21 protein-coding genes are annotated in these 25,433 nt (G+C 75.8%); 9 read left to right on the forward strand and 12 right to left on the reverse strand.

The window, feature by feature from the left end:
• Positions 1-113 precede the first annotated feature (113 nt).
• Positions 114-2,561 (forward strand): serine/threonine protein kinase, encoded by a 2,448-nt coding sequence (locus ABD208_RS14720; protein WP_344104225.1) that lies wholly within the window; start codon positions 114-116, stop codon positions 2,559-2,561.
• A 46-nt stretch (positions 2,562-2,607) separates the two neighbouring features.
• Here the strand turns inward: ABD208_RS14720 and ABD208_RS14725 are convergent, their stop codons facing one another.
• Positions 2,608-3,534, reverse strand: a complete 927-nt coding sequence (locus tag ABD208_RS14725) for a hypothetical protein (protein ID WP_344104228.1) — start codon at positions 3,532-3,534, stop codon at positions 2,608-2,610.
• A 61-nt stretch (positions 3,535-3,595) separates the two neighbouring features.
• Positions 3,596-4,765 carry a trans-sulfuration enzyme family protein gene (locus ABD208_RS14730; protein ID WP_344104230.1) on the reverse strand — a complete coding sequence of 390 codons (1,170 nt, stop codon included), beginning with the start codon at positions 4,763-4,765 and terminating at the stop codon, positions 3,596-3,598.
• Between the two features lie 59 nt (positions 4,766-4,824).
• Here ABD208_RS14730 and ABD208_RS14735 point away from each other — a divergent pair, with 59 nt between their 5' ends.
• Positions 4,825-5,292: an Lrp/AsnC family transcriptional regulator gene (locus ABD208_RS14735; protein ID WP_344104232.1), complete on the forward strand. Its 468-nt coding sequence runs from the start codon at positions 4,825-4,827 to the stop codon at positions 5,290-5,292.
• A 68-nt stretch (positions 5,293-5,360) separates the two neighbouring features.
• On the opposite strand, the gene ABD208_RS14740 is transcribed toward ABD208_RS14735, so the two are convergent.
• Complete coding sequence (locus ABD208_RS14740; RefSeq protein WP_344104234.1) at positions 5,361-6,242, reverse strand: hypothetical protein; 882 nt, start codon at positions 6,240-6,242, stop codon at positions 5,361-5,363.
• Positions 6,243-6,428: 186 nt separating this feature from the next.
• On the opposite strand from ABD208_RS14740, the gene ABD208_RS14745 reads away from it, so the two are divergent.
• On the forward strand, positions 6,429-7,232 hold the full coding sequence (locus ABD208_RS14745; protein WP_344104236.1) for a TrmH family RNA methyltransferase: 804 nt from the start codon (positions 6,429-6,431) through the stop codon (positions 7,230-7,232).
• 59 nt (positions 7,233-7,291) lie between these two features.
• Here ABD208_RS14745 and ABD208_RS14750 read toward each other — a convergent pair whose 3' ends face one another.
• From ABD208_RS14750 to ABD208_RS14770, 5 genes are all read right to left on the reverse strand, one after another.
• A complete protein-coding gene (locus ABD208_RS14750) occupies positions 7,292-8,179 on the reverse strand; it encodes a trypsin-like serine protease (protein ID WP_344104238.1) in 888 nt (295 codons plus the stop codon).
• Between the two features lie 126 nt (positions 8,180-8,305).
• Entirely contained in the window at positions 8,306-11,953 is a 3,648-nt protein-coding gene (locus ABD208_RS14755; RefSeq protein ID WP_344104805.1) for an error-prone DNA polymerase, read from the reverse strand.
• A gap of 130 nt (positions 11,954-12,083) precedes the next feature.
• Positions 12,084-13,688, reverse strand: coding sequence for a Y-family DNA polymerase (locus ABD208_RS14760; protein WP_344104240.1), 1,605 nt, complete (start codon positions 13,686-13,688; stop codon positions 12,084-12,086).
• Positions 13,685-14,758 carry a hypothetical protein gene (locus tag ABD208_RS14765; RefSeq protein WP_344104242.1) on the reverse strand — a complete coding sequence of 358 codons (1,074 nt, stop codon included), beginning with the start codon at positions 14,756-14,758 and terminating at the stop codon, positions 13,685-13,687. Before ABD208_RS14765 ends, ABD208_RS14760 begins: the two co-directional genes overlap by 4 nt.
• A 328-nt stretch (positions 14,759-15,086) precedes the next feature.
• On the reverse strand, positions 15,087-17,090 hold the full coding sequence (locus ABD208_RS14770) for a serine/threonine protein kinase (protein WP_344104244.1): 2,004 nt from the start codon (positions 17,088-17,090) through the stop codon (positions 15,087-15,089).
• Positions 17,091-17,253: 163 nt separating this feature from the next.
• Here ABD208_RS14770 and ABD208_RS14775 point away from each other — a divergent pair, with 163 nt between their 5' ends.
• On the forward strand, positions 17,254-17,802 hold the full coding sequence (locus ABD208_RS14775) for a YbhB/YbcL family Raf kinase inhibitor-like protein (protein ID WP_344104246.1): 549 nt from the start codon (positions 17,254-17,256) through the stop codon (positions 17,800-17,802).
• Between the two features lie 6 nt (positions 17,803-17,808).
• Here ABD208_RS14775 and ABD208_RS14780 read toward each other — a convergent pair whose 3' ends face one another.
• A complete protein-coding gene (locus ABD208_RS14780; RefSeq protein WP_344104807.1) occupies positions 17,809-18,714 on the reverse strand; it encodes a siderophore-interacting protein in 906 nt (301 codons plus the stop codon).
• A 371-nt stretch (positions 18,715-19,085) separates the two neighbouring features.
• Here ABD208_RS14780 and ABD208_RS14785 point away from each other — a divergent pair, with 371 nt between their 5' ends.
• Positions 19,086-19,928 carry an MHYT domain-containing protein gene (locus ABD208_RS14785; RefSeq protein WP_344104248.1) on the forward strand — a complete coding sequence of 281 codons (843 nt, stop codon included), beginning with the start codon at positions 19,086-19,088 and terminating at the stop codon, positions 19,926-19,928.
• A gap of 160 nt (positions 19,929-20,088) precedes the next feature.
• Here the strand turns inward: ABD208_RS14785 and ABD208_RS14790 are convergent, their stop codons facing one another.
• Positions 20,089-20,739 carry a DedA family protein gene (locus ABD208_RS14790; protein ID WP_344104250.1) on the reverse strand — a complete coding sequence of 217 codons (651 nt, stop codon included), beginning with the start codon at positions 20,737-20,739 and terminating at the stop codon, positions 20,089-20,091.
• 129 nt (positions 20,740-20,868) lie between these two features.
• Here ABD208_RS14790 and ABD208_RS14795 point away from each other — a divergent pair, with 129 nt between their 5' ends.
• From ABD208_RS14795 to ABD208_RS14805, 3 genes are read left to right on the forward strand one after another with little or no spacing between them, the layout of a single operon-like run.
• Positions 20,869-22,263: a sensor histidine kinase gene (locus ABD208_RS14795; protein WP_344104252.1), complete on the forward strand. Its 1,395-nt coding sequence runs from the start codon at positions 20,869-20,871 to the stop codon at positions 22,261-22,263.
• Positions 22,254-22,892 (forward strand): response regulator transcription factor, encoded by a 639-nt coding sequence (locus ABD208_RS14800; protein ID WP_344104253.1) that lies wholly within the window; start codon positions 22,254-22,256, stop codon positions 22,890-22,892. Before ABD208_RS14795 ends, ABD208_RS14800 begins: the two co-directional genes overlap by 10 nt.
• Before the next feature lie 35 nt (positions 22,893-22,927).
• Positions 22,928-23,488: a maltokinase N-terminal cap-like domain-containing protein gene (locus ABD208_RS14805; RefSeq protein WP_344104255.1), complete on the forward strand. Its 561-nt coding sequence runs from the start codon at positions 22,928-22,930 to the stop codon at positions 23,486-23,488.
• Between the two features lie 118 nt (positions 23,489-23,606).
• Here ABD208_RS14805 and ABD208_RS14810 read toward each other — a convergent pair whose 3' ends face one another.
• Together ABD208_RS14810 and ABD208_RS14815 are read right to left on the reverse strand one after the other, a co-directional pair.
• Positions 23,607-24,065 carry a DUF5959 family protein gene (locus ABD208_RS14810; protein WP_344104258.1) on the reverse strand — a complete coding sequence of 153 codons (459 nt, stop codon included), beginning with the start codon at positions 24,063-24,065 and terminating at the stop codon, positions 23,607-23,609.
• Between the two features lie 103 nt (positions 24,066-24,168).
• A complete protein-coding gene (locus tag ABD208_RS14815; protein ID WP_344104260.1) occupies positions 24,169-24,300 on the reverse strand; it encodes a hypothetical protein in 132 nt (43 codons plus the stop codon).
• A gap of 200 nt (positions 24,301-24,500) precedes the next feature.
• Here ABD208_RS14815 and ABD208_RS14820 point away from each other — a divergent pair, with 200 nt between their 5' ends.
• Positions 24,501-25,424 (forward strand): hypothetical protein, encoded by a 924-nt coding sequence (locus tag ABD208_RS14820; RefSeq protein ID WP_344104263.1) that lies wholly within the window; start codon positions 24,501-24,503, stop codon positions 25,422-25,424.
• Positions 25,425-25,433: the final 9 nt, after the last annotated feature.

Raw genomic sequence — 25,433 nt, forward strand, 5'->3', positions numbered from 1 at the left:
GGCGCTGAGCCGTCCGGCTCCCCGGCCCTGCCGAGCGCCGAAGTCGTCACGGATCGGCCCATACCGGCGGTGTTTTGCCCCGAACCTGTGCGCGGACTTGGTACGTTGCCGCCATGCCCCAGTTCCCCCCGGAGCCGGACGTCGAAGGTGTGCCGTCCTCGACCGCCGTCGCCCCGGAACCGGCGCCCGACCCGGTGCGCGAGCCCGCGCCTGATCCGGTGGCCGAGCCCGACCCGGTGCCCGCGCCCGACCCGGTCGCCGAGCCCGACCCGGTGCCCGCGCCCGCGCCCGACCCGGTGGCCGAGCCCGCGCCCGAGCTCGCGTCCGATCCGGCGCTCGAGCCGGTGCCCACGCCCGAGCCGGTGCCTGAACCGGTACCTGAGCCCGAGCCGGTGCCCGACCTCGCGTCCGAACCCACCCCTGAGCTCGCGCCGCCCCCGCCGCCGCGCCTCCCGCTGCGTCCGGTGCGCCGTATCCCCGCCAGCGGTGAGGCGTTCGGCGCCTACACTCTCGGCGAGTCGCTCGGGCACGGCGGCTTCGCGCACGTGTACAGCGCCGAGGACGAGGCCGGCGAACCGGTCGCGATCAAGGTCCTGACGGGCCTGCCCGACGACGCCCGGCAGCGTTTCGCGCAGGAGGCCGGGCTCCTGGAGCGGCTCGACGGCCGCGGCTTCCCGCGCTACGTCACCGCCGACCTGGAGGCGCCCCAGCCCTGGTTCGCGATGGAGCTCGTGCCGGGCAGCACGCTGCTGGAGCGGGTGCGGGCGCAGGGCCCGCTGACGGGCGAGCAGACGCTGGGGCTCGCGCAGCAGGTCGTCGACGCGCTGCTGGTGCTGCAGGAGCAGCGCTGCCTGCACCGCGACCTCAAGCCCGCGAACATCATGGTCGACGGCGACCGTGCCGTCCTCATCGACCTCGGCATCGCCAAGGTGTTCGACGCCGCCACGTCGACCCAGCCCGCGGGCACCGTGTCCTACATGGCGCCGGAGCTGTTCGCGCGCAAGGTGCACCCCCGCTCGGACGTGTACAGCCTGGGCCTGCTGCTGGTGTTCGCCCTGGCCGGGTCGCTGCCGCCGGACCTGAACTTCCTGGGCCGGGACCTGGAGGCCGCCGATCTCGTCGAGCCGGAGCCCGGGAAACAGGCCCCGGAGCTCGACAAGCACCTGCTTCCCCTCGTCCTGGCGATGACGCGCTACCAGCCGGCCCACCGCCCGCCGCTGGAGAACATCGCGCGGGTGCTCGCCGCGCGCGCCTCGAGCGCCACCCCCGACCCGACCCTGACGCTCACCGATCATCTGCTGGCCGCCGGGGTGACCAAGGCGGAGAAGGCCGTGCTCCCGGCCACGCAGGTGCTGGCCGAGCGGCCCACCAAGATCTTCGAGCGAGGGCAGGCGCCCGGCGGTGCCGCGGGGAGCGGCCACGGCGTCGGCGACGTGGCGGGCCACGACGAGGCCCGCGACACCCCCGTGCGCTTCAAGGAGCCGTGGCACGGCCTGGTCTACGACCGCGAGCTCATGCGCGTCCTGTCCGAGGTGCACGCCGACGGGTTCGACGGCGCGGCGTCCCAGGTCATCGCCGACCACGTGGGCTCGCTCGGCGTGGACGCCGCCGAGGGGCACACGCCCGCCGAGATCAAGGACTGGATCTGGCAGGCCATGCGCTGGGAGCACGCGGCGCCGCCCGAGGGGCACGCCGACACGCTGCGCGGCTGGCAGTCGTTCCGCAGGCCGCCCGAGGCGAAGCCGGCCCAGCAGGCGAGAGCCACCGCCGGCGAACCGGCGACCGTGGTCACGACGGCGACGCCCCCGCCCTCGATCTCGCCGCGGCCGAACACCATGCGGCGCACGGGGACCGTGCCCCGCTCCAGCTCGGTGCGACGGCTGGGACCCGTCCCGGAGCGCCCCAGCCCGGTGGTGCACCTGGGGCCGACGCCGCAGCCGCCGTCCGTGCAGCCGCGCAACGCGGCCGGGCCGGAAGCCACGCAGCAGATCACCGCCGCCCGGCCCGGGACCGGAACCCGGGCGCCGGTGCAGCAGACGGTGGTGCAACGGCCGCCGGCGCAGCCCGTCCCGCAGCCGGCCGCCCAGCCCGTCCAGCGGCAGCGCGCGCCCCGGCCCGTCGCGCAACCGCGCCCCGCGCCCGTCCCGCAGCAGCGGCCCGCGCCCGTCCCGCAGCAGCCGCAGCGGCCGCCCGCGTACCCCCAGCAGCCCCACCAGCCCCAGCGGAAGAACGCCGGGAGCCGGTTCGGCGGGTTCCTGCTGCGCTCGGTCCCGCGCCTGCTGCTGCTCGCCGCGGTCGTCCTGGTGGTCGGCGCCGTCCCGGGCAGCCCGTTCCCGATCGCTCCCACCCGGCTCGCGGAATGGCTCCACTTCGCGACCGACGTCCCGCGGGAGCTGACCCGCTACGCCGAGGGACCGGTCGCGGCGGGGATCGCCCTCGTGGTCGCCCTCATGCTCCGGGCCGCCGGGCACCGGATGCACCGGTGGTTCTACGTCCTGGGCCTGCTGCTGGTGACCGCGGCGGCCGGCGTGAACATCGCGCTCTCCTTCGGCTCGCTCTGATCGCCGCCCGCCGGTCCGCCGGCGGCGATGACCGACGGTCCGCGGTTCAGCCGGCCGGTGACCCGCTCGGCGTAGGGGTGGGCGCACCGGACCCGGCGCCCGATCTCTCGGACGTGGCCCCGGACGACGGGCCGGCGGACGGTTCCGGGGAGCCGGTGGCGTCGTCGCCCGGCTCCTGGGTCGGCTCGACGGGCGAGGACGACGGCGCGCCGGACGGCTCGGGCGACGGCGTCGGCGCGGTCGCCCCGACGGAGGGCTCCGGCGCGGGCGTCGCCCCGGGCGCCGTCGGCCCGGCGGACGGCTCGGTGCTGGGTTCCGGCACGGGCGTCGTCGCCGGCTCCCCGGACGGTACCGGCGTCGGAGCCGTCACCGGCTCCCCCGTGGGATCCGCGGTGGGCATCGTGGGCGACGGGTCCTGCGGTGCGACGGCCACCGTGGTCGCTCCCTCGGGCAGCTCCTCGGCCGGGACCCGGCGCACCTGGGTGATCAGCGACGCCGCGTCCAGCAGCGCCGCACGGCGCGCCTCCAGCGTCTCGAGGTGCTCCGTGCGCGCCGCGTCGCTCGCGTCGCCGGGCAGCTCGGTGGCCAGGACCGCGGTGGTCTCGTCGAGCGCGCCGCGCAGCCCCTCGAGGGCGCCGGACGACGCGGAGCGCCGGGCCGCCGCGTAGACGGTCTCGCCGGCCGCGACCGCCTGGGCCGAGCGAGAGCGGGACTCGTCCAGCAGGCGGTCCACCGAGCCGGGCGCCGGGTGGTGGGCCGCGGAGGTGTCCTCCGTCATGATCGCCGGGACGACCCCGCTGACCGGAACCCTGGCCCCGGACTCGGCCGTGACCTCCGAGGACGGCCGTGGAGCGGACATCAGCGCCCACGCACCGCCGACGCTCACCATCGTCACCGTCAGCGCGCAGGCGCCGACGACGACGGCGGTGCGCCGCCGGAAGATCCACTCACCGACCTGTTCGAGGCTGTTCATCGCGCGACACTCTAACGGCTGCGGCGCGGGGCTTCCGCTTCACACGCCGCTTGGCACACTTTTATTTCAGGCTCGCGTCGAGCGCGGCCGACAGATCGGCCCAGAGATCCTCGGCGTCCTCCAGCCCCACCGAGAGCCGGACCAGGTCGGGGCTGATGCCCGCCTCGGCCCGGGACGCGGGGCCCATGATGTGATGACTGATCGACGCCGGATGCTGGATCAGGCTGTCCACGCTGCCCAGGCTGACCGCCGGCGTGATCAGCCGCACCGCGCCGATCAGCGCGGCCGCGTCCCCCGCCACCTCGAACGACACCATCGCGCCGCCCCCGGACATCTGGCCGGCGGGCCGCGCCTGGGCGTCCAGCCCCGGGTAGTGCACGCGCCGCACGGCCGGGTGCGCGGCGAGGCGGCGCGCCAGCCGCGCCGCGCCGTCCGACTGCGCGCGCATCCGGACGGGCAGCGTCGCCAGCCCCCGGTGCAGCTGGTGCGCGGCCCGCGGGTCCAGCACTCCCCCGGTGACGAACCGCACCTGCCGCAGCGCCCGCGCGAACTCCTCCGAGCACGCGACCGCCCCGCCCATCACGTCCCCGTGACCGCCGAGGTACTTCGTGGCGCTGTGCACGCTGATCGCCGCGCCGTGGTCGAGCGGCCGCTGCAGCGCGGGAGTCGCGAACGTGTTGTCCACCAGCAGCGGGACCGGCGCGCACGCCGCGGCGAGCGCGCGGATGTCCACCTCCGACAGCGTCGGGTTGGCCGGCGTCTCCACCACCACCAGCCCCGTGGCGGCGGTGACGGCCGACGCCGCCTCCGCCGCGGTCGCGAACGTCACGCCGTTGCCCAGCAGGCCCGACGTCAGCAGGTGATCGGTGGTCCCGTACAGCGGGCGGACGGCGACGACGTGCCCGAGCCCGGCCGCCACGCGCGCGAGCAGCACCGCCGAGAGCGCCGCCATGCCGCTGGCGAACGCGACGCACGCCTCCGCGCCCTCCAGCTCGGCCAGCGCGTGCTCGAACCGGCGCACCGTCGTGTTCGCGGCCCGCGCGTACACGGGCGGGCCGCCGTCGTCGTACCCCGCGGCGAACGCGTCGAGGCGTGCCGCCTCCGCCGCGACGTCGCGGGAGGGATAGGTGGTGGACAGGTCGAGGGGGACCGCGTGCAGCCCGGCGTCGGTCAGGTCGTCCTTGCCGGCGTGCACGGCGCGCGTGGTCAGCGCGTGAGCTTGCGAATCCATGGCGTACTGTCCGCACAGGATGCGGCTCGGACAGCGATCGTCTGGTAGATATTCGGCCCATGACCCGAGACGTGCGCCTGGATTCGGTGGACCTCGCCATCCTGACCGAGCTGCAGAACGACGGCCGCCTGCCGAACAAGACCCTCGCCCAGCGGGTCGGCGTCGCGCCGTCGACGTGCCTGGCCCGGACCCAGCGGCTGCAGGACGCGGGCGTCATCCGCGGCTATCACGCCGACGTCGACCCGGCCGCCGTCGGGCGCGGCCTGCGCGCCGTGGTGGCGATCCGCCTGTCCGCGCACTCCAGGCCGATCCTCGGGCCGTTCGTCGAGTGGGCGCGCGGCCTGCCGCAGACCCGCGAGGTGCATCACGTGACCGGCCCGGACGACTTCCTCGTGCACGTCGCCTGTCACGACACCGACGAGCTGCAGCGCCTCGTGCTCGAGTTCACCGCCCGGCGCGAGGTGGGCAGGGTCCAGACGGACCTGGTCTTCGCGAGCTGGCCGGGCGGGCCGGTGCTGCCCCGCTGAGCCGCGGGGCGGGGCGCCGGGAACGGCGGCCGGGCGGTATCTCCGGCGCGGCGTGACTCGCGGCGCGGTTACTGCGAGGGCGTCGGTTCGGGGACGGTGGGGGCCGGGGTCGGCGCCTGCGTGGCGCTCGGCGTCGGTTCGGGCTCCGGAGTCGGGCTCGGGTCCGGGTCCGGGGTCGAGGTCTCCTCCGGGCCCGGCTCGGCGCCGGCGCCGGGCTCGCTCCCGGTACCGGAACCACCCTTCCCGCCGTCGAGATCGCCCGTTCCCGCCGTGGGCTCACCGCTTCCGCCCGTGTCACCGCCCGCGTCGCCGGCACCGTCCCCGGCGCCGACGGCCAGATCCGGGTCGCGCTCCGGCTCGTCCGGCACCGGCCCGGCCGCCTCGGGCACGATCGTCGTCGTCCCCTCCGGGAGCTCCGCGGCCGGGACCAGCCGCACGTCCGTGATGGCGTCGGCGGCGTCGAGGATCCTGGTGCGCAGTTCGTCCAGGGTCTTGAGGCGGTCCGTGCGCTCGCGCTTCGTCGCGTCGTCGTGCAGCTCGTTCGCGAGGACCGCCGACGCCGTGTCCAGCGCCGCGCGCAGCCGCTCCAGGTCCGCGCGTGGCGCGGCGCCGCGCGCCGCGGCGTGCACCTTCTCGCCGGCGACGACCGTCTCGGACAGGCGGTCCGCCGCCACGGCGAGCCGGTCGGCGAGGCGCCGGCTGGTGGCGGCGACGTCGTCGGCCGTCACGATCGGCGGGAAGGGCAGCGCGGTGACGACGGAACCGCCCGGGAGGTCGCGCCCGTCGTCGCCGAAGTCGAGGAGCGCGACGCCGCCCCCGCACACCACCGCCGCCGCGACGACGCACGCCGCGGTGATGATCGCCTGCCGTCGCCCGCGGCGCTCCACGGCCGGGGACGGGGCCGCCTCGGGCTCCGGCGCGGGGTCCTGACGTGGTGCTGCGAAGGTCATGAAACGAGACGATAGCGCCAAGGAACGACGCCCGAACATCACAACCGGTGTCCCAGGCGCCGCGATCACGTCCGTGATCCGTCACGCCCGCGCCCGGCCCCGCCGGCGGCACGTGGCGAGGGCATGTGGCGAGGACGGCCGCGTGCGCGCTCGGCCGGGCGTGACGCCGCTGGTTACGATGGCGCGATGACCGACGACCCGCGCCTGATCGACTCCCCCTCCGACCCGGAGGTGCAGCGCGTCCTCGACGTGTCGCGCCGCTCGAAGGCGGCGACGAGGTCGCTGTTCATCGAGGACGTCGAACCCGTGCAGCACGCGGTGCGCGCCGGGCTGAGGTTCACGGGCGTGTACGCGCTGGAGTCGGCCGAGCTGCCGGGCGAGCTGCTGGCGGCGATCGCCGCCCAGGACGTCCCCTTCGCGCGGGTGACGTCCGGGGTCGTCAGCCAGATGTTCAAGGGCGACCGGCGGCCGCCCGAGATGTTCGCGATCGCCCGGACGCCGCCGGCCGCGACGCTGGACGACGTCGCGCGGCGCCCCGGCGACGTCGTCGTCCTCGACGGGGCGAAGATCGTGGGGAACATCGGCGCGATCATCCGGTCGGCGTACGGGCTCGGCGCCGCCGGGGTGGTGCTGGTCGGCAGCGACCTGGACAGCGTCCTGGACCGGCGGGTGGTGCGGGCCAGCCGCGGCTACGTGTTCTCCCTGCCCGTCGTGCTCGCCACGCCCGAGGAGGCGCGGGGCTTCCTCGTCGGCGGGCCGCGCGCCGTGGCGCTCGACGCGGGCGGTGAGCTCGGCCTGGCCGACCTCACCGCCCTGCCCGAACGCCTCGCCCTGGTGCTCGGCGGCGAGAAGACCGGGCACGCCGGTCACCTGGTGAACGACGCCGCGGACATCGTCTCCATCCCGATGCACCCCGAGGCGGAGTCCCTGAACGTCTCGGTGGTCGCGGGCATCGCCCTGGCGGCCCGCACGGGCTCGAACCTCGCCTGAGGTGCGGCGGCCGGCGGGCCGTCCCAGGGCGCCGCTCGCGGCGCGGTCAGGGCAGGCTGTCAGGGCAGGTCGACGAAATCGCCCAGGAACGCGCGGGCCGACGGGGTGTCCGTGCGGTAGACGACGTTGGTCGCGTAGCACGGCGAGTCGCCCGTGACGGTGACGCCGGCCAGGACCAGCTCGCCGCCGATCGCCGCGAAGTTGGGGCCGCCGCTGTCGCCGTAGCAGGCGCCGCCGAGGTCACGGGCCTCGTTCATGGCCAGGCGGACCCACGTCGGGTTGAGGGCGTCGAAGTCGACCGTGGCCTTCATCCGGACGCCGCCGCCGGAGTGCGTGTGGCCGCCCTTGCCGTTCGCGGCCTCCTGCGTGCCGTAACCGACGACGGTCCAGTCCGCCGCGTCCAGGGCCCGGCTGCCCAGGGCGCCGAGCTCACCGGCCGCCGGCAGCGTCGCCGGCGTGAACTCCCACACGTCCGCGGGCGTGACGGCACGGTCCGCGAAGTCGAGGACGCCGATGTCGTGCGAGTCGGCGCTGTTGCCGGGGTAGCCGGGGTCCTGGTGGGGGTCGCCCTCGACCACCCGGCCGTCCGCGAGCAGTGCCGCGGCCTGCTCGTCCGGGCTGCCCGGCGTGGTGTCCAGGAGGCGCTGGAAGTCCTGCTCGAGGGAGACGAAGAAGCGGGTCCCGGCCGGCCAGTCGTCCGTGCAGTGCGCGGCCGTGAGGTACGTGTCGTCGTCGGCCATGGCGCCGGAGCAGACCCAGTCGAAGCGGTCGGCGACGCCGTCGCCGCTGGTGTCCCACAGCGCGACGAACGCGCCGGTCTCGGTGCGCTCGGGCGCGGGGGCCGCGTTGTAGGAGTTGATCGCGACGGCCGGCCCGGTCACGGCGACGGCCGCACCGACGGCGGCGATCGAGGCGAGCGAGACGGCGAGAGGACGATGGGATCGCACGGCACTACCTTTCGTCGGGGTAACCCGGATCGTACGACGTGCCCCGGCTCACGGAAACTCCGGCGGTCCGCCCCAGGATCGGCACCGCGATCGGCGCCGCGATCGGCGCCGCGATCGGCGCCGCGATCAGCGGAAGTCGCGGGATCGGCCCGTGGCCGGGAGGGACAGCGGGGCCAGGTGCTCGGCCAGGAGGTTGACCGCGCCGTCGGCGGACTCGACGCGGCCGCGGACCACCAGGGCCGGGGCCGAGCGGGCCAGGCGGCGGAAGCGGCTCCACAGGCCGACCGTGCAGATGACGTTGAGCAGGCCGGTCTCGTCCTCCAGGGACAGGAACGTCACCCCGCCCGCCGTACCCGGGCGCTGCCGGTGCGTGACGACGCCGCCGACGGCGATCCGGCGGCCCGGGTCCGTCGCCGTCGCCTCGGCCACGGTGAGGACGCCCGCCGCGGTCAGGCCGTCGCGGACGTAGGCGGTGGGGTAGGAGTCCGGGGTGACGCCCGTGGCCCAGGCGTCCGCCAGGACCTCCTCGAGCTCGTCCATGCCGGGCAGGGCGGGGGCCTCGGTCCCGGCGCTGATGCCCGGCAACGTCCCCGGCCCCTCCTGCCCCAGCGCGCCGGCAGCCCACAGCCCCTCCCGCCGCGAGATCCCCAGCGACCCGAACGCCCCGGCCGTCGCGAGCGCCTCGAGCTGCGCGGTGGTCAGCTCGACCCGCCGCACCAGGTCCGCCGGATCCCGGAAGGCCCCTGACGGCTCCGCGCCCCGGGCCGCGACGATCTCGTCCGCGAGGTCCTTGCCGATCCCCTTGATCTCCGACAACCCCATCCGGACCGCGAGCGCCGGATCGGCCCGGACCAGCCCGGCGACCCCGGCCGCCGGGGCCGCCGGAGCCGCCGGGGCCCCCGCGCCGTCGTCGGGCACCCTCCCGGGCACCCCCTCGGGCACCCGCTGCGCGCACGCGAGCGCCCGCGACGCGTTGACGTCCGGCCGCAGCACCCGCACCCCGTGCCGCCGTGCGTCCGCGGCCAGGGACTGCGGGGAGTAGAAGCCCATGGGCTGGGCGGCGAGCAGGCCCGCGTAGAACGCGGCGGGGTGGTGCACCTTGAGCCAGGCGCTGGCGTAGACGAGGTAGGCGAAGCTGTAGGCGTGGGACTCGGGGAAGCCGAAGTCGGCGAAGGCCTTGAGCTTGTCGTAGATCTGGGCCTGCACGTCCGCGGGGACCTGGTTGGCCGTCATCCCCGCGGACAGCCGCGCGCGCAGCGCCTCCATCCGCTCGGCGGAGCGCTTGGAGCCCATGGCGCGGCGCAGCTGGTCGGACTCGGCCGGCGTGAAGCCGGCGACGTCGATCGCCATCTGCATGAGCTGCTCCTGGAACAGCGGCACGCCGAGGGTGCGTCCCAGTGACTTCTCCAGCAGCGGGTGCGGGAACGTCACCGGCTCGCGCCCCCGCGCCCGGTTGATGTAGGGGTGCACGGACCCGCCCTGGATGGGCCCGGGCCGGATGAGCGCGACCTCCACGACGATGTCGTAGAAGCAGCGCGGCTGCAGCCGCGGCAGGGTCGCCATCTGGGCGCGGGACTCGACCTGGAACACGCCCACGGTGTCGGCCGCGCAGAGCAGGTCGTAGACGGCCGGGTCGTCCTCGGGCAGGCCGTGCAGGGTGAGCCGCTGCCCGGTGTGCTCCCGGACGGACTCGAACGCGTACCGGATCGCGGTCAGCATCCCGAGCCCGAGCAGGTCGAACTTCACCAGGCCCGCGTCGGCGCAGTCCTCCTTGTCCCACTGCAGCACGGTGCGGCCCTCCATCCGCGCCCATTCCACGGGGCACACCTCGATGACGGGCCGGTCGCACATGACCATGCCGCCGGAGTGGATGCCGAGGTGGCGGGGCAGGCGCATCATGCGATCGGCGAGGTCGAGCACGTCGGGCGGGACGATGCCGTCCTCGGCGGCCGACGGGGGCGTGCGGAACGGGACGACGTCGTGGGCGTCGTCGGCCCGGCGCCGCGCGCCGGGGCCCGGCTCGCGGTCGCCGTCCGCGTCCGCGAGGACGTCACGGATCATGCCGCCCGACGACGGCGGCCGCGGGGCGTCCTTCGGTTTCAGGCTCCCCCAGCGCTCGATCGACCTCGACCAGGCGTCCGCCTGCCCCACGTCGTACCCGAGGGCGCGGGCGGCGTCCCGCACCGCGGACCGCGGCCGGTACGTGATGACGTTCGCGACCTGCGCGGCGTGCTCGCGGCCGAACTTCTCGTAGACGTACTGGATGACCTCCTCGCGGCGCACCGACTCGATGTCGAGGTCGATGTCCGGCGGCCCGTCCCGTTCCGGGGCGAGGAACCGCTCGAACAGCAGCCCGTGCCGCACGGCGTCGACGGCCGTGATGCCCAGGGCGTAGCAGACCGCGGAGTTCGCGGCGCTCCCCCGCCCCTGGCAGAGGATGCCGTTGCGCCGGCAGAAGTCGACCAGGTCGTGCACCACCAGGAAGTACCCGGGGAAGTTCAGCTCGGTGATGACGCGCAGCTCGTGATCGATCTGCGCCCAGGCGCGGGCGATGAGCTCGGGGCTGCGTCCGGTCCCTGGCCGGACGGTCGGCCCGATGGCGTCAGATCGGTCGCCCGGGGGGCCGATCGCTCGACTTCCGGCCGACCGCTCCGCGGGGGGACCGTCGGCGGGTGGACCGTCGGCGGGGGGACCGTCGGCCGAGGGGCGGGGGCCGTAGGTCTTCGTCGCGCCGCGGTAGGTGAGCTCGCGCAGCCAGGTCGCCTCGTCGTGGCCCGCCGGGACGGGGTGGGGCGGCAGGTCCGGCGCGATGAGGCGCAGGTCGAAGGCGCACTCGGCGCCCAGGCGGGCGGCGTTCGCGACGGCCTCGGGATGACGGCCGTGCAGGCGCGCCATCTCCGCCCCGGAGCGCAGGTGCGCGACGGGCGCGCCCGGCAGCCAGCCGTCCAGGTCGTCGAGGGACGAGCGCGCCCGCACGGCCGCGAGCGCCCCGGCGAGGTCGGCGCCCCCGGGCCGGGCGTAGTGCGCGGCGGTGGTGGCCACGAGCGGGAGGCGCGCGGCCGCGGCCAGGTCCGCGAGGGCGTCGTGCAGCGCGGTGTCGGAGGCGTGCCCGGTGGCGGTGATCTCGACGGCGACGTTGTCCCGCCCGAACGCCGCCACCAGCCGGTCCAGCTCGGCCCGGGCGGCGTCGTACCCGCCGCCGGGCGCGGTCAGCGCCTGCCGTACGGCCCCCTTGCGGCATCCGGTGAGCACGAGCCACTCCCCGCCGGCGGCCTCCCCGAGTTCCTCGACCGTGTACCGGGCCTGCCCCTTCACCCCGGCGGCGAGATGCGCCCGGCCGATCGCCGCCGAGAGCCGCCGGTACCCGTCCTGACCACGCGCCAGCGCGAGCAGGTGCGTGGCCCGCGGATCCGGTACGCCGGTGGGCGGATCGAGCACGAGCGGACCGGCGGGCGACGCCGGGCGCCCGTGCGCCCGGGATCCGGCGGGCCCCGGGACGACCCTGGCGTCTCGCAGTACCGCACCGGCCGCGACCGGTAGGTGCAGCTCCGCCCCGAAGATCGTCCTCAGCCCCACCTTCCGCGCCGCCTCGGCGAACTGCACCACGCCGTACAGCCCGTCGTGGTCGGTGATCGCGAGCGCCTCCAGCCCGAGCCGCGCCCCCTCCGCTGCCAGCTCGGCGGGATGCGAGGCCCCGTCGAGGAAGCTGTAGGCGGAGTGCGCGTGCAGCTCGGCGTACCCCGGCACGGCGCGCCTGCCGCCGCCGTCGGTCATGCCACCGCCGGTCCTGCCGCCGGTGCCGGTCATACCGGCGTCAGCCATACCGCCGGCGTCAGCCATACCGCCGGCGTCAGCCATACCGCCGGCGTCAGTCATGGAGCCGCCGTCGGTCATGGAGCCGGTGTCAGTCATAGAGCGCCTCCGTCCGCCAGGCGCCCGCCGTCTGGGCCAGGAGGAGGCCGCGACCGTCGTCGGACACCACCTGCAGGTAGACGCGGCGCTCCCCGCCGCCGGGCGTCCACCAGCGTTCGGCGACCGGCCACGGGCCGGCCCAGTCCGTGACGCGGACGGTGCCGAGCCCGCCCGTCACGACGGCGGGTTCGCCGCTCATCGCGAGGCGCACGTCGACGACGACGTCGGCCCCCGTCGCGTCGAGCAGCCGCACCGGGACCGGCTCGGCGAGCACGACGGCGGGCGCGGGCTGCGGCAGCGCGCCGGGCCAGGGCCGGTCCGGGTCCCGCGCGGGCGGCACCTCCTCGCCGAACGGCACGAGCTGGACGCGCGAGCGCGGGTCGCGGCCGCCCTGCAGCCGCGGGACCAGCACCCCGGACGCGCCGAGCAGCGCCTGCACGCGCTCGGCGGCACGGACCGCGCGCAGCCCTTCCCCGGACGCGGGCCCCCAGAGGGCGGGCTGGGTCGCCCCGGCGGGCGCGACCTCGTCGGCGGTCAGGGTGATCCGGGCGATCGGCGCGGGGGCGGGCTCCCGCTGGGTGAGCCAGCCCGCGAGCTGCCAGCGCACCCGGTCGGTGAGGCGCGCCGCGGACATCCCGGCGGCGTCGTCGGTGCGCCAGACCCGCTCGCAGGTGCGGGCCTCGCCGGTGACGGGGTCGACGGCGTCCGCCGTCACCACCACGCGCCCGCACGCCAGCCCGCGCGCCGCGAGCTGCCCGTGCAGGTCCTCGGCGACGCGGCGCGCGGCGAAGGCCGCGACGTCGGCGCGCTCCGCGGGCGGGTCCAGCTCGACGGTCGCGGTGAGGTCGGTCTCCGTCCGGCGACGGGCGGGCGGGCGCACGTCGTCGGCCCGCGCCAGGCGGCGGGCCCAGGTCCCGGGCGTGCCGAATCGCGCCGACGTGCTCCCGGCGGGCAGCCCCGCCACGTCGCCGAGGGTGCGCAGGCCCAGGCGCTGCCACAGGTCGAGCAGGTCCGCCAGGGCCGAGTCGCCGGGGCGGGCGTGACGCAGGTCGGCGGCGGGGCGCGGGGCGAGCCAGGCGGCCGAGCCGCCCGGCGGCACCACCGTCTCGTCGCGGGCGGCGAGCACGGCGGCGAGGAAACCGTCGGCGATCCCCACCTGGCACTCGTGCCCGGTGTCGCGGGCCACGGCCTCGGCCAGCTCCCGGGCCAGGGCGTGCTCCGAGCCGTGGTACCGCGCCGCGCCGCCGGACCCGAGCAGCAGCAGCCCGGGCCGCGCGATCTCCACCCCGGCCACCACCTGCTCGGCCGCGACGGCGACGGGCTCGAAGGCGGCGGCGTCGCGGGCGTCGTCGGCGGTCAGGATCGCGAGGCCGGGGCAGTGCTGCTGCGCGGTACGACGCCGCATGCCGCGCCGCACCCCCGCGGCGCGGGCGGGCGCGCTGGCCGCCACGACACGCTGCCCGGTGGACCGGCCCGCGCCGCTGGCCCCCGACCCGCCGAGCACCGCGGCGGGCGTGTGCGCGTCGACGCCCGCGGACGTCATCGCCGCGACCACCGGCCAGTCGGGCACCCAGAGCGCGGCGGTACGGACGCTCATCCGGCTTCCGCCCTCGTCGCGGGGCCCGCCGGGCTACCCGCCGCCCGGGCGACCGGCCGGCCGGCCACCGGGTGATCCGCCGCCCGGCCGGCCGGGCGATCGGTCGTTCCGCCGGCCGGCCGGACGGCCTGGCGATTCGCCGGCTGCTCCACCGGCCGATCGGCAGGAGCGCAGCCCAGGACGCAGCGAAAGGTCGACGGGCGGGCCGCCGTGCCACGTCCGGTGCGGCGCACGTCCAGGGTGCGGTGGTGCAGGTGGCCGGCGCCGTGGTCGGAGCCCGTCCAGGTGCCCGGGCCCGCGGTCAGCGTGACCTGGGCGCCCGGCCAGGCGGCGTCGGGCGGCGTCGTGGCGCGTCCCGGTGTTGTGCCGCGGCCCGGCGTCGTCGTCCACGGCGTCGTCGTCCGCGGCGTCGTGCCGCGCTCCTGCGGGGCATATCCCTGCGTGCCACGCTCCTGCGGGCCGCGCTCCCGCACGTCATATCCCTGCGCGCCCCGTTCCTGCACGCCGTATCCCTGTGCACCCTGCTCCCGCACGTCGTATCCCTGCGCGCCCCGTTCCTGCGCGGCGATCAGCACCGCCCCGCGTTCTCGGGCGCGCGCCGTCAGGCGGCGGCGGTCGGCGTCGTGCAGCGCGGTGCGCGGGCCGACGACGACGAGGTCCATCCCGTCCAGCAGCGCGGCCACCACGGCGGGCGCGTCCGGGCCGGGGTCGGGGACGCAGAGCGTGCGGGACAGCTCGCACCCGGCGTCGGCGGCCGCGGCCAGCCCCACCTCCGGATGGCCCACGAACACCGTCCACGCGCCCGCCCGCGACGGGGCGGCGAGCAGGGCGAGCAGCAGCGTCGTCGAACCGGCGACCACCACCGTGCTCCCGGCCACGAGCGCGCCGCCGGGCAGCAGGCCCGCCACCCCGGGGGCGACGGAGAACAGCGCGGTGTCCGGGACGACGTCGGGCGTCAGGCCCGTGCGCGTCTCGACCGCGCGCAGCGCGGCCAGCGCGTGGCCGTGCCGGTCCGCGTGCGGGGCGCGAGGTGCGTGCGGGGCGGTGGCTGTCTCGGGAACGACGGTCATTCCTGCCCTCCAGCGATGGTGCCTGCCGGAACGGGCCGGTCGAGCGGAAGTCGAACACGCGTTCGACACTCTCAGTAGACAGCGCGCCACGAAGAGCTGTCAACAGACCTGGTCAGCACCCCGCGCAGCGGCGGGTGGCGGGCGGCGGCCGGTGACACGCGGGCGGCAGCACCGCAGCACGCGGCGGCAGGGCGCCACCGCACGCCTCGGCAGCGCACCGCGGCACGCGGGCAGCACGCGGGCAGCACGGCGAAGCCCGGCCGCGGGATTCCGCGACCGGGCTCCGCCGGTGCACCGGGGATCTTTCCCCTGAGAACGTCCGCCCTGGTCAGAGCTTCTTGTAGCACATCGTGTAGGCGGACTCGTCGAAGCCGTCCAGGTGCCAGGACGTCCAGTTCGTGGTGCCGTCCGGGCACACCTTCCCGGCCTCCCGGCCGGATCGGGTCGCCACGTCCAGGAGCTTGAGGACCCGGCCGTCGGCCTTCTTCGAGTCGCAGTCGACGATCTCGAACTCGTACGAGTCCACCGGACCGGGCCGGTGCACGCAGTCGCCCTTCTCGGTCTTCCACGCGTCACCGGGGTAGTTCAGCGTGAGGCACAGCAGGACGTCGTCACCGGGGTTCTCGGACGGCCCGAAGTACTTCTCGTGGTCGGCGCCGCGGGAGCAGTCCCCGGCGGCCTTCTCCCCCTCGATCCGCCGCGCCACCTCGAACGATCCCACACCGCACTTGTCGTCCATCCCCCAGACGGTCTCCTTCTCCGGGTCCCGGTGCACGCACTCGCCCTCCTCGGCGAGGTACTCGGGCTCCCCGGCCTCGGGGTTGGTGTTCCGCGAGACGGTGGGCGACGGCGTCGGGGACGGCGAGACGGACGGCGACACGTCGGCCGACGGCGTGGCCGCGACCGGCGTCGCCGGGGGCGGCACCGGCAGCAGGCCCCGGAACACGGTCAGGCTCAGCACCACGAGGACCACGAGGACCGCGGCGATCCCCGCCCCGATCCACAGCCCGGTGCGCCCGCGGCGGCGGGGCGGCAGGGCGACGCCGATGTCGGCGCGCCCCTGGTGGTGGTAGGCGGCGAGGTTCGCCATGACGTCCGCGGCCGGGTCCGGCGCGCCGGCCACGGGGACCTGGCCGCTCGGCGGGCCCGCGGGGACCGGGTACCGGACCGCGGGGTACTCCCCCGGCGCCGGCCCGGCGCCGGGCAGCTGTCCCGGCACCGGCACCGCAGGCGTCGCCCCGGACCAGGGGCCGGCCTGCGAGGGCAACGGCGAGAAGGCCGGTCCGGCCGGGGGCACCGCGTCGATCACGTCCGCGCGCGGGGCCGGCGGCGGCTGCACCGGCTGCGGCGCGCCTGCCGACGGCGGCCCGAACACCATCGCCGGGTCCAGCTCCTGCGGCCCCGGCAGGGGCGCGCTCGGGTCGCCGTGGGTGAGCCAGTAGACCTGCTCCTGCTGCTCGGTCGCGATCCGCCGGACCGCCTCCGGCCACGTGCCCGGCGGCGGGGCGGGCAGGCCGGCCAGCATGGCGAGCAGGCCGTCGGCCGTGGCCCGGCCGCCGGGATCCTTCACGAGGCAGGCGTCGACGACGGCGCGCAGCCGCTCGTCCCGCAGGGTCGCCTGCGGCGTCGTCTCGATGACCCGGCGGCGCGTCTCGCTGGGCGACGTGTCGCGGAACGGGTTGGTACCCGTGGCGGCCGTCAGCAGGATCGTGCCGAGCGAGAAGATGTCGCTGACCGGCGTCAGGTCCAGGCCCATCGCCTGCTCGGGGGACATGAACCCGGGCGCGCCCACGAGCGTGCCGGGGCGGGTCACCGTGGTCACGTCGCCGGCGTCGCCGCCCGCGGCCGCGTTCCGGGCGATGCCGAAGTCGATGACCACCGGGCCGTCCGCGCCGAGCAGGACGTTGCCGGTGGACAGGTCGCGGTGCACGAACTCGCACGTGTGGATGTCGCGCAGCGCCTCGGCCAGGCCGCGGGCCAGGTACAGCACCGAGTCCTCGGGCAGCGGGCCGGTGACCTGCAGCGCGTGGGAGAGCGACGGGCCGTGCCGGAACTCGTAGGCCACCCAGGGGATCGCCGCCTCGGTGTCCGCGGCCACGACCTGCGCGGTGCGGGGGCTGCGCACGCGGCGCGCGGCGTCGGCCTCCCGGCGCAGGCGGCTGCGGAAACCCGGGTCCTGCGCGGAGTACATGTCCCGCACGAGCTTGACGGCGACCCGTTCCCCCGAGGGGCCGGTCGCGAGGTAGACGCGCCCCATCCCACCCTGGCCGAGGACGGCGCGAGGACGATAGGGCCCGACGACCCGCGGGTCCGACGGCGCGAGCAGCTCCATGGTGCCTCCTGGACTCCTTCCGTCGCGACGTCCCCGGCCCCTGCCGCCGGACCTGTCCGTCATACACGACGTGCGTGCCAAGATTCGCCGACCCGTGCGGTGTTGTCAAAGACCCGCGCGGCCAGTCCTGGCGAGCGAGGTCACGATTCGGCAGAGTGGGTCCATGTCATCCAGCCACGACTTCACCCGGCCCCTGCCTCCTGACCCGTACTCCCTGCTCCCGGCCCCCGCGACCTTCACGCTGCGCAGCCCGGACATCGCCGACGGCGAGCGCCTGCCCGCGGACCACGCCGCCGACGGCGGCGACGTCTCCCCCGCCCTGGAGTGGTCCGGGGCGCCCGAGGGCACCCGGTCCTTCGTGGTCAGCTGCTACGACCCGGACGCGCCGACGCCGTCGGGCTACTGGCACTGGAACGTGGTGGACCTGCCCGCCGAGGTCACCGCGCTGGCCCGCGGCGCCGGGGCGGTCGACGGCTCGGGCCTGCCCGCGGGCGCCTTCCACGTGCGCAGCGACGGCCGCACGCCCGGGTTCGAGGGCGCCGGCCCGCCGCCCGGCGACCACGACCACCGGTACGTCTTCGCCGTGCACGCGCTCGGCGCCGCCCCGGGCGAACTGGGCCTGACGAGCGAGAACACCCCCGCGCAGGTGCACTTCAACGTCTACTTCCACCTGCTGGGGCGGGCGACGCTGACGGCGACGTACAGCCGCTGAGCTCCCTCAGTTCTCGCTGCGGCCCTTGCGCCAGTAGCCCATGAACGCGACGGCCTTGCGGTCCACCCCGCACTCGCCGACGAGGTAGCGGCGCAGCGTCTTGATGACGCCGGCCTCCCCGGCGAGCCAGGCGTACAGCACGGTGTCCTGCACGAGGGGCCGGCCCTCGTCGTCGACGGGGACCTCCCACAGGATCCCGTTGTCGATGTCGACGTCGGCCGGCTCCTCCGCGGCGAGGGCGGCGTCGGGCCGGACGCCCATCGCGAGCATCTGGTCGGCCGCCCGGCGCACGGCGGGCACGAGCAGGTCGCCGTGCTCGGCGCCGTCGCGGTGCAGCCAGTGCACGCGCACGCCCTCGGGCGCGGCGATCACCCAGCCGTCCTCGGGGTGCGGCACCTCGAGGAAGACCTCGCCGACGGCGTCGGCCGGAAGCGACTCGCAGATCGCGGCGATCGCCGGGACGGCGGTCTCGTCGCCCGCGAGCAGCAGCGCGTGGCTGCCCGACGGCGGCGCGAACTCCGCGCCGCCCTGCGGCCCGTCGAACCAGGCGTCCGGTCCCATGATGACCAGCGGCGATCCCTCGCGGGCCGCGGTCGCCCAGCGGGAGGCGGGGCCGGAGTCGCCGTGCAGCACCATGTCGACGTCGATCTCGTGCCGGTCCTGCCGGACCGTGCGCACGGTGTAGGTGCGCAGCGGGTTGCGGCGCTCGTCGGGCAGCGCCCGCCAGCTGGTGAACCAGTCCGGGTCGTTCTTCAGCAGGTGGTCCCAGCCCCCGGACGGGTCCGGGAGGACGAACTTGATGCGCTGGTCGCGCCCGTTGTCGGCGAAGCGGTGGAGGTCCCCGCCCGTGAAGGTCACCCGCACGAACGACGGGCACAGGCGCACCACGCGCGTGACCTCGACGTCGAACATGCGCCAGGGGGTGGCCGCGACTGCCTCACGGCTCGCGTCCGCGCCCGGCGCGCCCTGCTCCCGGAGGGTCGAAACGTTCTCGGTGCTCACGTTGGTGAGCCTAGCCTAAGTTGGGCGAACCTTCGCACGCGTCCCGCCCCCTGCCCGCCCCTCCGATACCCGTGCATCGGCGGGACCAGGGGCTCCGTCGGACGGGTTTTCTCCGCTGTGGCGGACTCGACCGGGCCTCACTTTGGGACATCCGTCACACAGGTGCCATTTCATCGAGCATGACCCCGCCATTACCTCTATTGTCTGGCGCGAGCGCCTGTTTGGACGACCGACCAACTCGGCAACCCAGAGCCGAGGGCCACACAGGCCAGGGGGTTTCAATGATCGACCATTTCGCGTACGGCGCGCTGACGCCGTTGCTGTCCTTCGTCCTGTCCTGCGCCGGGTGCGGCGTGGGCCTGTCCTGTACTGCCCGAGCGCGGGTCGCAACCGGCGTCACGCGCACGATATGGCTCTCGCTCGGGGCCGTCGCCATCGGCGGCACCGGCATCTGGGTCATGCATTTCGTCGCAATGCTCGGCTTCTCGGTCACCGGGGCGCAGATCCATTACGACGTGTTCACCACCGTGCTCTCGATGCTGCTGGCGATCGTCGTCGTGGCCGTCGGGTTGTTCCTCGTGCACAACCGGAGGAACAACACGGCGGCCTTGCTGGCCGGCGGCGCCATCGCCGGCCTGGGCGTCACCGTCATGCATTACATGGGCATGGCCGCGATGCACGTCGGCGTGGACATCGCGTACGACCCGGTGCTGGTCGGGCTGTCCGTCGCCATCGCCGTCGTCGCCGCGACCGTGGGCCTGTGGCTCGCGGCCAGGGTCCGGGGCTTCGGCGCCGGAGCCGGGGCGATGCTCGTGATGGGGGTCGCCGTCTCCGGTATGCACTACACCGGGATGGCCGCGATGAGCGTGATCTCGTACCAGGCGGGCTCCCCGATCGAGACACCGGCGATCGGCCTGCCCGCCACCCAGCTGCTGGTGCCGCTGGTGGTCGGGATCGTCGCCAGCACGGTCGCGCTGCTCGTGGTGGCGGGCGCCTGGCCGAGCGCGTCGGAGATGGAGGTCCAGGCCGAGTTCGACGCCTGGGCCGAACGCCAGCGCCAGCAGCAGGCCGAGCAGGCGGCGAACGGGCCGGGGCATCTCCCGGCCCGTTCACGGCTGCGCTGAGGCGCACCGCGCCGGCCGCGGGCAGGACCACGCGCGCCCGATCGCCCTCGACGGCGGCCGGGCGCGCGTCGTCCTGCCCGCGGGCCGGCGTGGGCGGCCCGTGGTCGTCCTGCCCGCGGCCGGCGTCGGCGTCCCGTGGCGCCGGGGATCGCGGACCGCGTCAGCGTCCCGCGCCGGCCGCATGACGCGGCCGCCCGCGGTCGCGCAGCCTCAGGTAGAGCCACCAGGCGACCGCGAGCGCCACCACCACGACGACGACCTTCTGGAACACGCCCACGCCCTCCTCCACGACCTGCCACTGGTCCCCCAGCAGGTACCCGGCGCCGACCAGCAGGGTGTTCCACACGCCTGACCCGAGCGTCGTGTACGCGAGGAACCGGCCCAGCGGCATGCGTTCCACGCCCGCGGGGATCGAGATCAGGCTGCGCACGATCGGGATGAGCCGCCCGATCAGCACCGCCTGGTCGCCGCGCCGGGCGAACCAGTCCTCGGCCTTGTCGACGTCGGACAACGGGACCAGCGGCATCCGGTCCACGATCGCGCGCAGGCGGTCGCGCCCCAGCCAGGCGCCGAGCCCGTACAGGATGAGGGCACCGGTCACGGATCCCGCCGTCGTCCAGGCCAGGACCTGCCACAGCACGAGGCCGCCCTGCGCGGCCGTGAAGCCCGCCAGCGGCAGGATCACCTCGCTGGGCAGCGGCGGGAACAGGTTCTCCAGCGCGATCGCGACGCCCGCGCCCGGCGCACCGAGCGTCTCCATGAGCCCGATCGCCCAGCCGGCGACCTCGGCGGCGAAGTTCTGTGTCGTCATGTCGCCGACGCTACGGACGGCGCGGGGCCGGGCGGACTGGGGCCGGCCGGAGGAACGCGGCGGGTCCGCCGCAGGCAGGGTGCGGTTTCCCGCAGTCCGCGCCCGGGGCCGCGTCCCTATCCTGACCGGGTGAGCTCTTCCCCTGCCGACCGGTCCGGTCCCGTCCGCCTGCTGTGGGGTGCGGCCCTCGGCACCGTGGCGTGGCCGCTCGACCTGCTCCTGGCCGTGGCGGCGGCCGGGACGGCGTGGCGCCCCGCGCCGCTCGGGCCGGTGGCCGCGCTGGTGCGGTGGCACCGTCGCCGTACGGTCCGCTTCCTCGGATGGTCCGACGACGATGCCGCGCTCACCTCCCGGCGCGCCGCGGGCTACCTGGTGACGCGGGCCGGGATCGGGCTGGTGGGCGTCCTGGTGCTCGGGCTGCTGGCGTACGGGTTGTTCGCGGTGGTGGCCGGGCTGCTCTCGTGGCTGTTCGACATCCGGTTCACGGTGCTGGACCCGGACCAGGCGGGCGGGCTGACCACCGGCACGGTGCTCGCGATGGTGCCGGTCGGCGCGGTGCTGCTGTACCTGGACCTCATGGGGTTGTACGGGGTCGGTGCGCTGGACCGTGCGGCCGCCGCCCGGTGGCTCGCGCCGAGCCGGAGCGAGCGACTCGAGGCGCGGGTCGAGTCGCTGACGGTGAGCCGGGCGGAGCTGCTGGCGGCGCTCGACGCCGAGCGGGGGCGGATCGAACGGGACCTGCACGACGGGGTGCAGCAGCGGGCGGTGGCCGCGGGAATGCTGGTGGACCGGGCACGGCGGTCGGTGGCCGGGGCCGGTCCGTCCGGGGCCGCCCTGCTGGAACAGGCGTCCCGGGAGGTGGAGCTCCTGGTGCACGACCTGCGGGAGGTGGCCTGGCGGGTCCGGCCGACGACGCTGGACACGCACGGGCTGGAGCCCGTGCTGCGGCAGCTGGCGGACCGGGCGGCGGTACCCACCGTGCTGGACTGGGCGGTGGGGGATGCTGCCGGCCGCGTCCGGCCGGACCAGGCCGGGTCGCCTCCTGTCCGGCCGGACCCCGCCGGGTCGTCCCCCGTCCGGCCGGACTCCGCCGGGACGGAGGGCCCCGGAGCGATCCGGCCGGCACGTCTGCCCGCCGAGGTGGAGGCGACCGTGTACTACGTCGTGGCGGAGGCACTGACCAACGTGGCGAAGCATGCGGGGGCGCGGTCGGCGCAAGTTCGCGTGTCGGTCACCGGCGACTCGGACGGGCAGGCGGGCGGCGTCGGCCCGGGGCGCGACCGCCCGTCAGGCGGCGACGGCAGGGGCTACGGCGACGGCACGCGCAGCGGCGCAGAGCTCGCGCGGAGCGGCGCCGTCGTCCGCGTGACGATCACCGACGACGGCGTCGGCGGCGCGCAGGCGCGACCCGGCCACGGGCTGGCCGGCCTCGCCGGCCGGGTCGCCGCGGCCGGCGGCACGATGGACGTGGTCAGCCCTGCGGGCGGGCCGACGAGGATCGAGGTGACGCTGCCGTGCGCGTGATGCTGGCCGAGGACTCCTCGTTGCTGCGGGAGGGCATGCGCAGCCTGCTCACGGACGAGGGGCACGACGTCGTCGCGACGTACGCCTCCGCCGAACCCCTGCTGGCGCGGCTGGCCGCGGAGCGGCCCGACGTCGTCGTCCTCGACGTGCGGATGCCGCCCACGCACACCGACGAGGGCGTGCGCGCCGCCGTCGAGATCCGCGCACGCTGGCCGGAGGTGGGGATCCTGGTGCTGTCGCAGTACGTGGAGCGGGAGTTCACCCGCGTGCTGCTCGGGGACGAGGCGCGGGGCGTCGGGTACCTGCTCAAGGACCGGGTGATGCGGGTGGACGACTTCCTGGACGCGCTGTCGCGGGTGGCGTCGGGCGGGCTCGTGCTGGATCCGGAGGTGGTGGGGCAGCTGTTCCGGTCCACGACGCACGCGCTCGGCGGGCTGACGTCGCGGGAGCAGGAGGTGCTGGGGCTGATGGCCCAGGGGCGGACGAACGCGGGGATCGCCGCGGCGCTGTTCGTGTCGGTCTCGGCGGTGGAGAAGCACGCGAACGCGATCTTCGACAAGCTCGGGCTGGCCGCGGAGACCGGGTACAACCGGCGGGTGCTGGCGATCCTGCGGTACCTGGAGGCATGAGGGCGGCCCGGGGCCGCTCGGATAGGCTCAGGGCCATGGCGATCGTGCACCGTGCGACCTTGACCCCCACCAAACCCGAACTGCTGGCGGCCTGGCTCGGCAGCCGCCCGGACACCGGATCCGGCGAGACCGAGATCCTCGGGTCCTACCGGTTCGACGACCCGGACGGCGAGGTCGGCGTGGAGGCGATCATCGCGCGGCGCGGTGACCGCGTGCTGCAGGTCCCGCTCACCTACCGCGGCGCGCCGCTGGACGGGGCCGACGACGCCCTGGTCGGGACCATGGAGCACTCCGCGCTCGGCAGCCGGTGGGCCTACCTCGCCTCGGCGGACCCGGTCGCGCAGGGCTGCTTCCGGCGCGCGCTCCTCGGGGAGCAGCAGACCGCCACGTTCGAGGAGTACGACGGCGACACGTTCGTCCGCACCCGCCCCGACACGGTGACGCTCACGCGCGAGACGACCGGGACGCCGTCGGACACCGGCACGATCCGGCTGGCGGAGGACCTCACCGGCGGCGGCCTGCCCGCCGGCGAGGGAATCGCCCGCCTGATCGCCCGCTGGGACGGCGGCACCGCGGTGGTGGCGGCGCTCGTCTGACGAAGCGCCCGGCCGGCGGAGCCCTGGTCTCACGGGCGCCGGCCCGGCGAGGGCGCGGTATCCGACGAGCGCGCGGGTCCACCGAGGGGGCGCGGCGTCCGACGGCGTCGCGCCCGGCCTACGTGTTCGGCGCGCGCAGTTCCTCGAGATGGTCCTGCAGCGCGTCGAACCGGGCGTACACGTCGTCGAACCACTCGTCGTCGAGGGTCACGGCCCCGCCCACGACGAGGCCGGCGTCGTGGGGCTTGACCGTGACCCACGGCTCCGCGCCGTCCGTGTCGGACACGGCGTCCTCGCCCAGCTCCACCGCCAGTTCGGCGAACCTCTCCGAGGGCTCCCACACGGCCGGGCTGCCCCGGTCGAGCTCGTCGAGGAACCCCTGGAACGTCAGCAGTTCCTCGTCGGCGAGCGACCCGGTCGACGTGCGGTAGGTCAGCTCCTCGCCCTCGATCGCGATGTCGAGACCGACCTCGGCGACCTCCTGGGCGGAGTTCCACCCGAGCTCGGTCACCTCCAGCGCGATGCGGATCGAGCCTCCCCGGAACACGGCAAGCGTGTACGGCAGCGAAAGCGTCACGTTCGTTCCCTCTCCCTCTCCTCGCAGGACACCCCGAACCCTAGGGCCACCCACTGACACTCCCGTGCGCCGCCGGAGCAGGGCGGTTGCCGGGCCGCCGCCGTCAGTCCCAGACCGTGAGCTCCAGCATGATCCCGGACGGGTCGGCCCCGTGGACGGTGACCTCGGCGAGACGGCCACCACTGGACCGCACGCACAGCCAGGTCCCGGGCTCGGCGTAGGTCTCCGCCCGCATCCGGGTGACGGCTGCGCAGCCGGCACGCCCGGGAGGCTCGTCGAGATCACCGCGCTACCGGCGACGAACCCGCAGCGGCCCACCCACCCGCTCCCGCGCCGGGTCCCTGGCCGGGGAGCCACCCGGATCCGCGATAGATTCGCGCCCGATGACCGGCGTGACGCCGGGTGACCGTGCACGAGAACCGGGAGAACTGCGCAGTGACGACAGCAGGTGCGGACATCCCCCGTCGCCTTCCCACCGCCGTCGGCATGCAGGGCTATCTGATCAGGACCTCACTGGACGACGACCTCCTGTGGGACCTGGTCGTCGCCACCGTCGCCGGTCCGTTGCCGCTGAACTCCCGGCTCTCCGTGGAACCCGAGTGGATGGTGCTCGCCGGGCCGGAATGGGCCGCGTGGGACCCTGGAACGGATCGGCTCCAGGCTCCGCCCGCGGCGGAGCCCTCGCGATGGCAGGTCCGCGACGACCGTCTCGTTCTCGCGGCCGACGCGCAGACCGCCGTCGGCTCCACGCTCGTCGCCACGACGACACGGCCCGGCGCACCGGTCGTGCGCCTCGCCGTCGACGACGCCTCCTGGGCCTGGTTCACGCACTTCCTGGAATCGGACGACGGTCCGCTGGACGAGGCCGAACTTCTCGCCGCGATCACGCATCGCGTCGCCGAGGGACTACCGACCGGCATCGACGGACACACCCCGGAACCGTCCCCGCCGATCAGCCGGGCAGCAGTCAGAGCGGCTGAGTCCAGGGCGGGCTTCCCGTTCCCGGACCTCCTCGTCCGCGTCCTCACGGAGGTCGCGGCGTCCGGCGTCGGCCCTGGATACGGCCTGCTCGGGGCAGACGCGCAGCGCGACGACGACGGCAGGCTCCTCCTGTGCGACTGGGGCTGCGGTATCACGTCCTGGCTCCAGCCGGACGGCACCGTCGTCGGCCACGACCCGAACGCCGGCCCCGACGACCTCGTCCTCGACGACGGCCGCACCCTCACGGAGTGGCTCCGGGCCTGGGTCAACGATGACCTCTTCCAGCCCTGGGCAGTACAGGATCCCAGCACAGGCGCCTGGCGCGCCGCGACGCCGGCCGAACACCGCGCAAGCCTCGCCGAGGCGGAAGGCTGGTAGGCGCCGGCC

The sequence above is a fragment of the Myceligenerans crystallogenes genome, assembly GCF_039529775.1.
GTDB lineage: Bacteria > Actinomycetota > Actinomycetes > Actinomycetales > Cellulomonadaceae > Myceligenerans > Myceligenerans crystallogenes.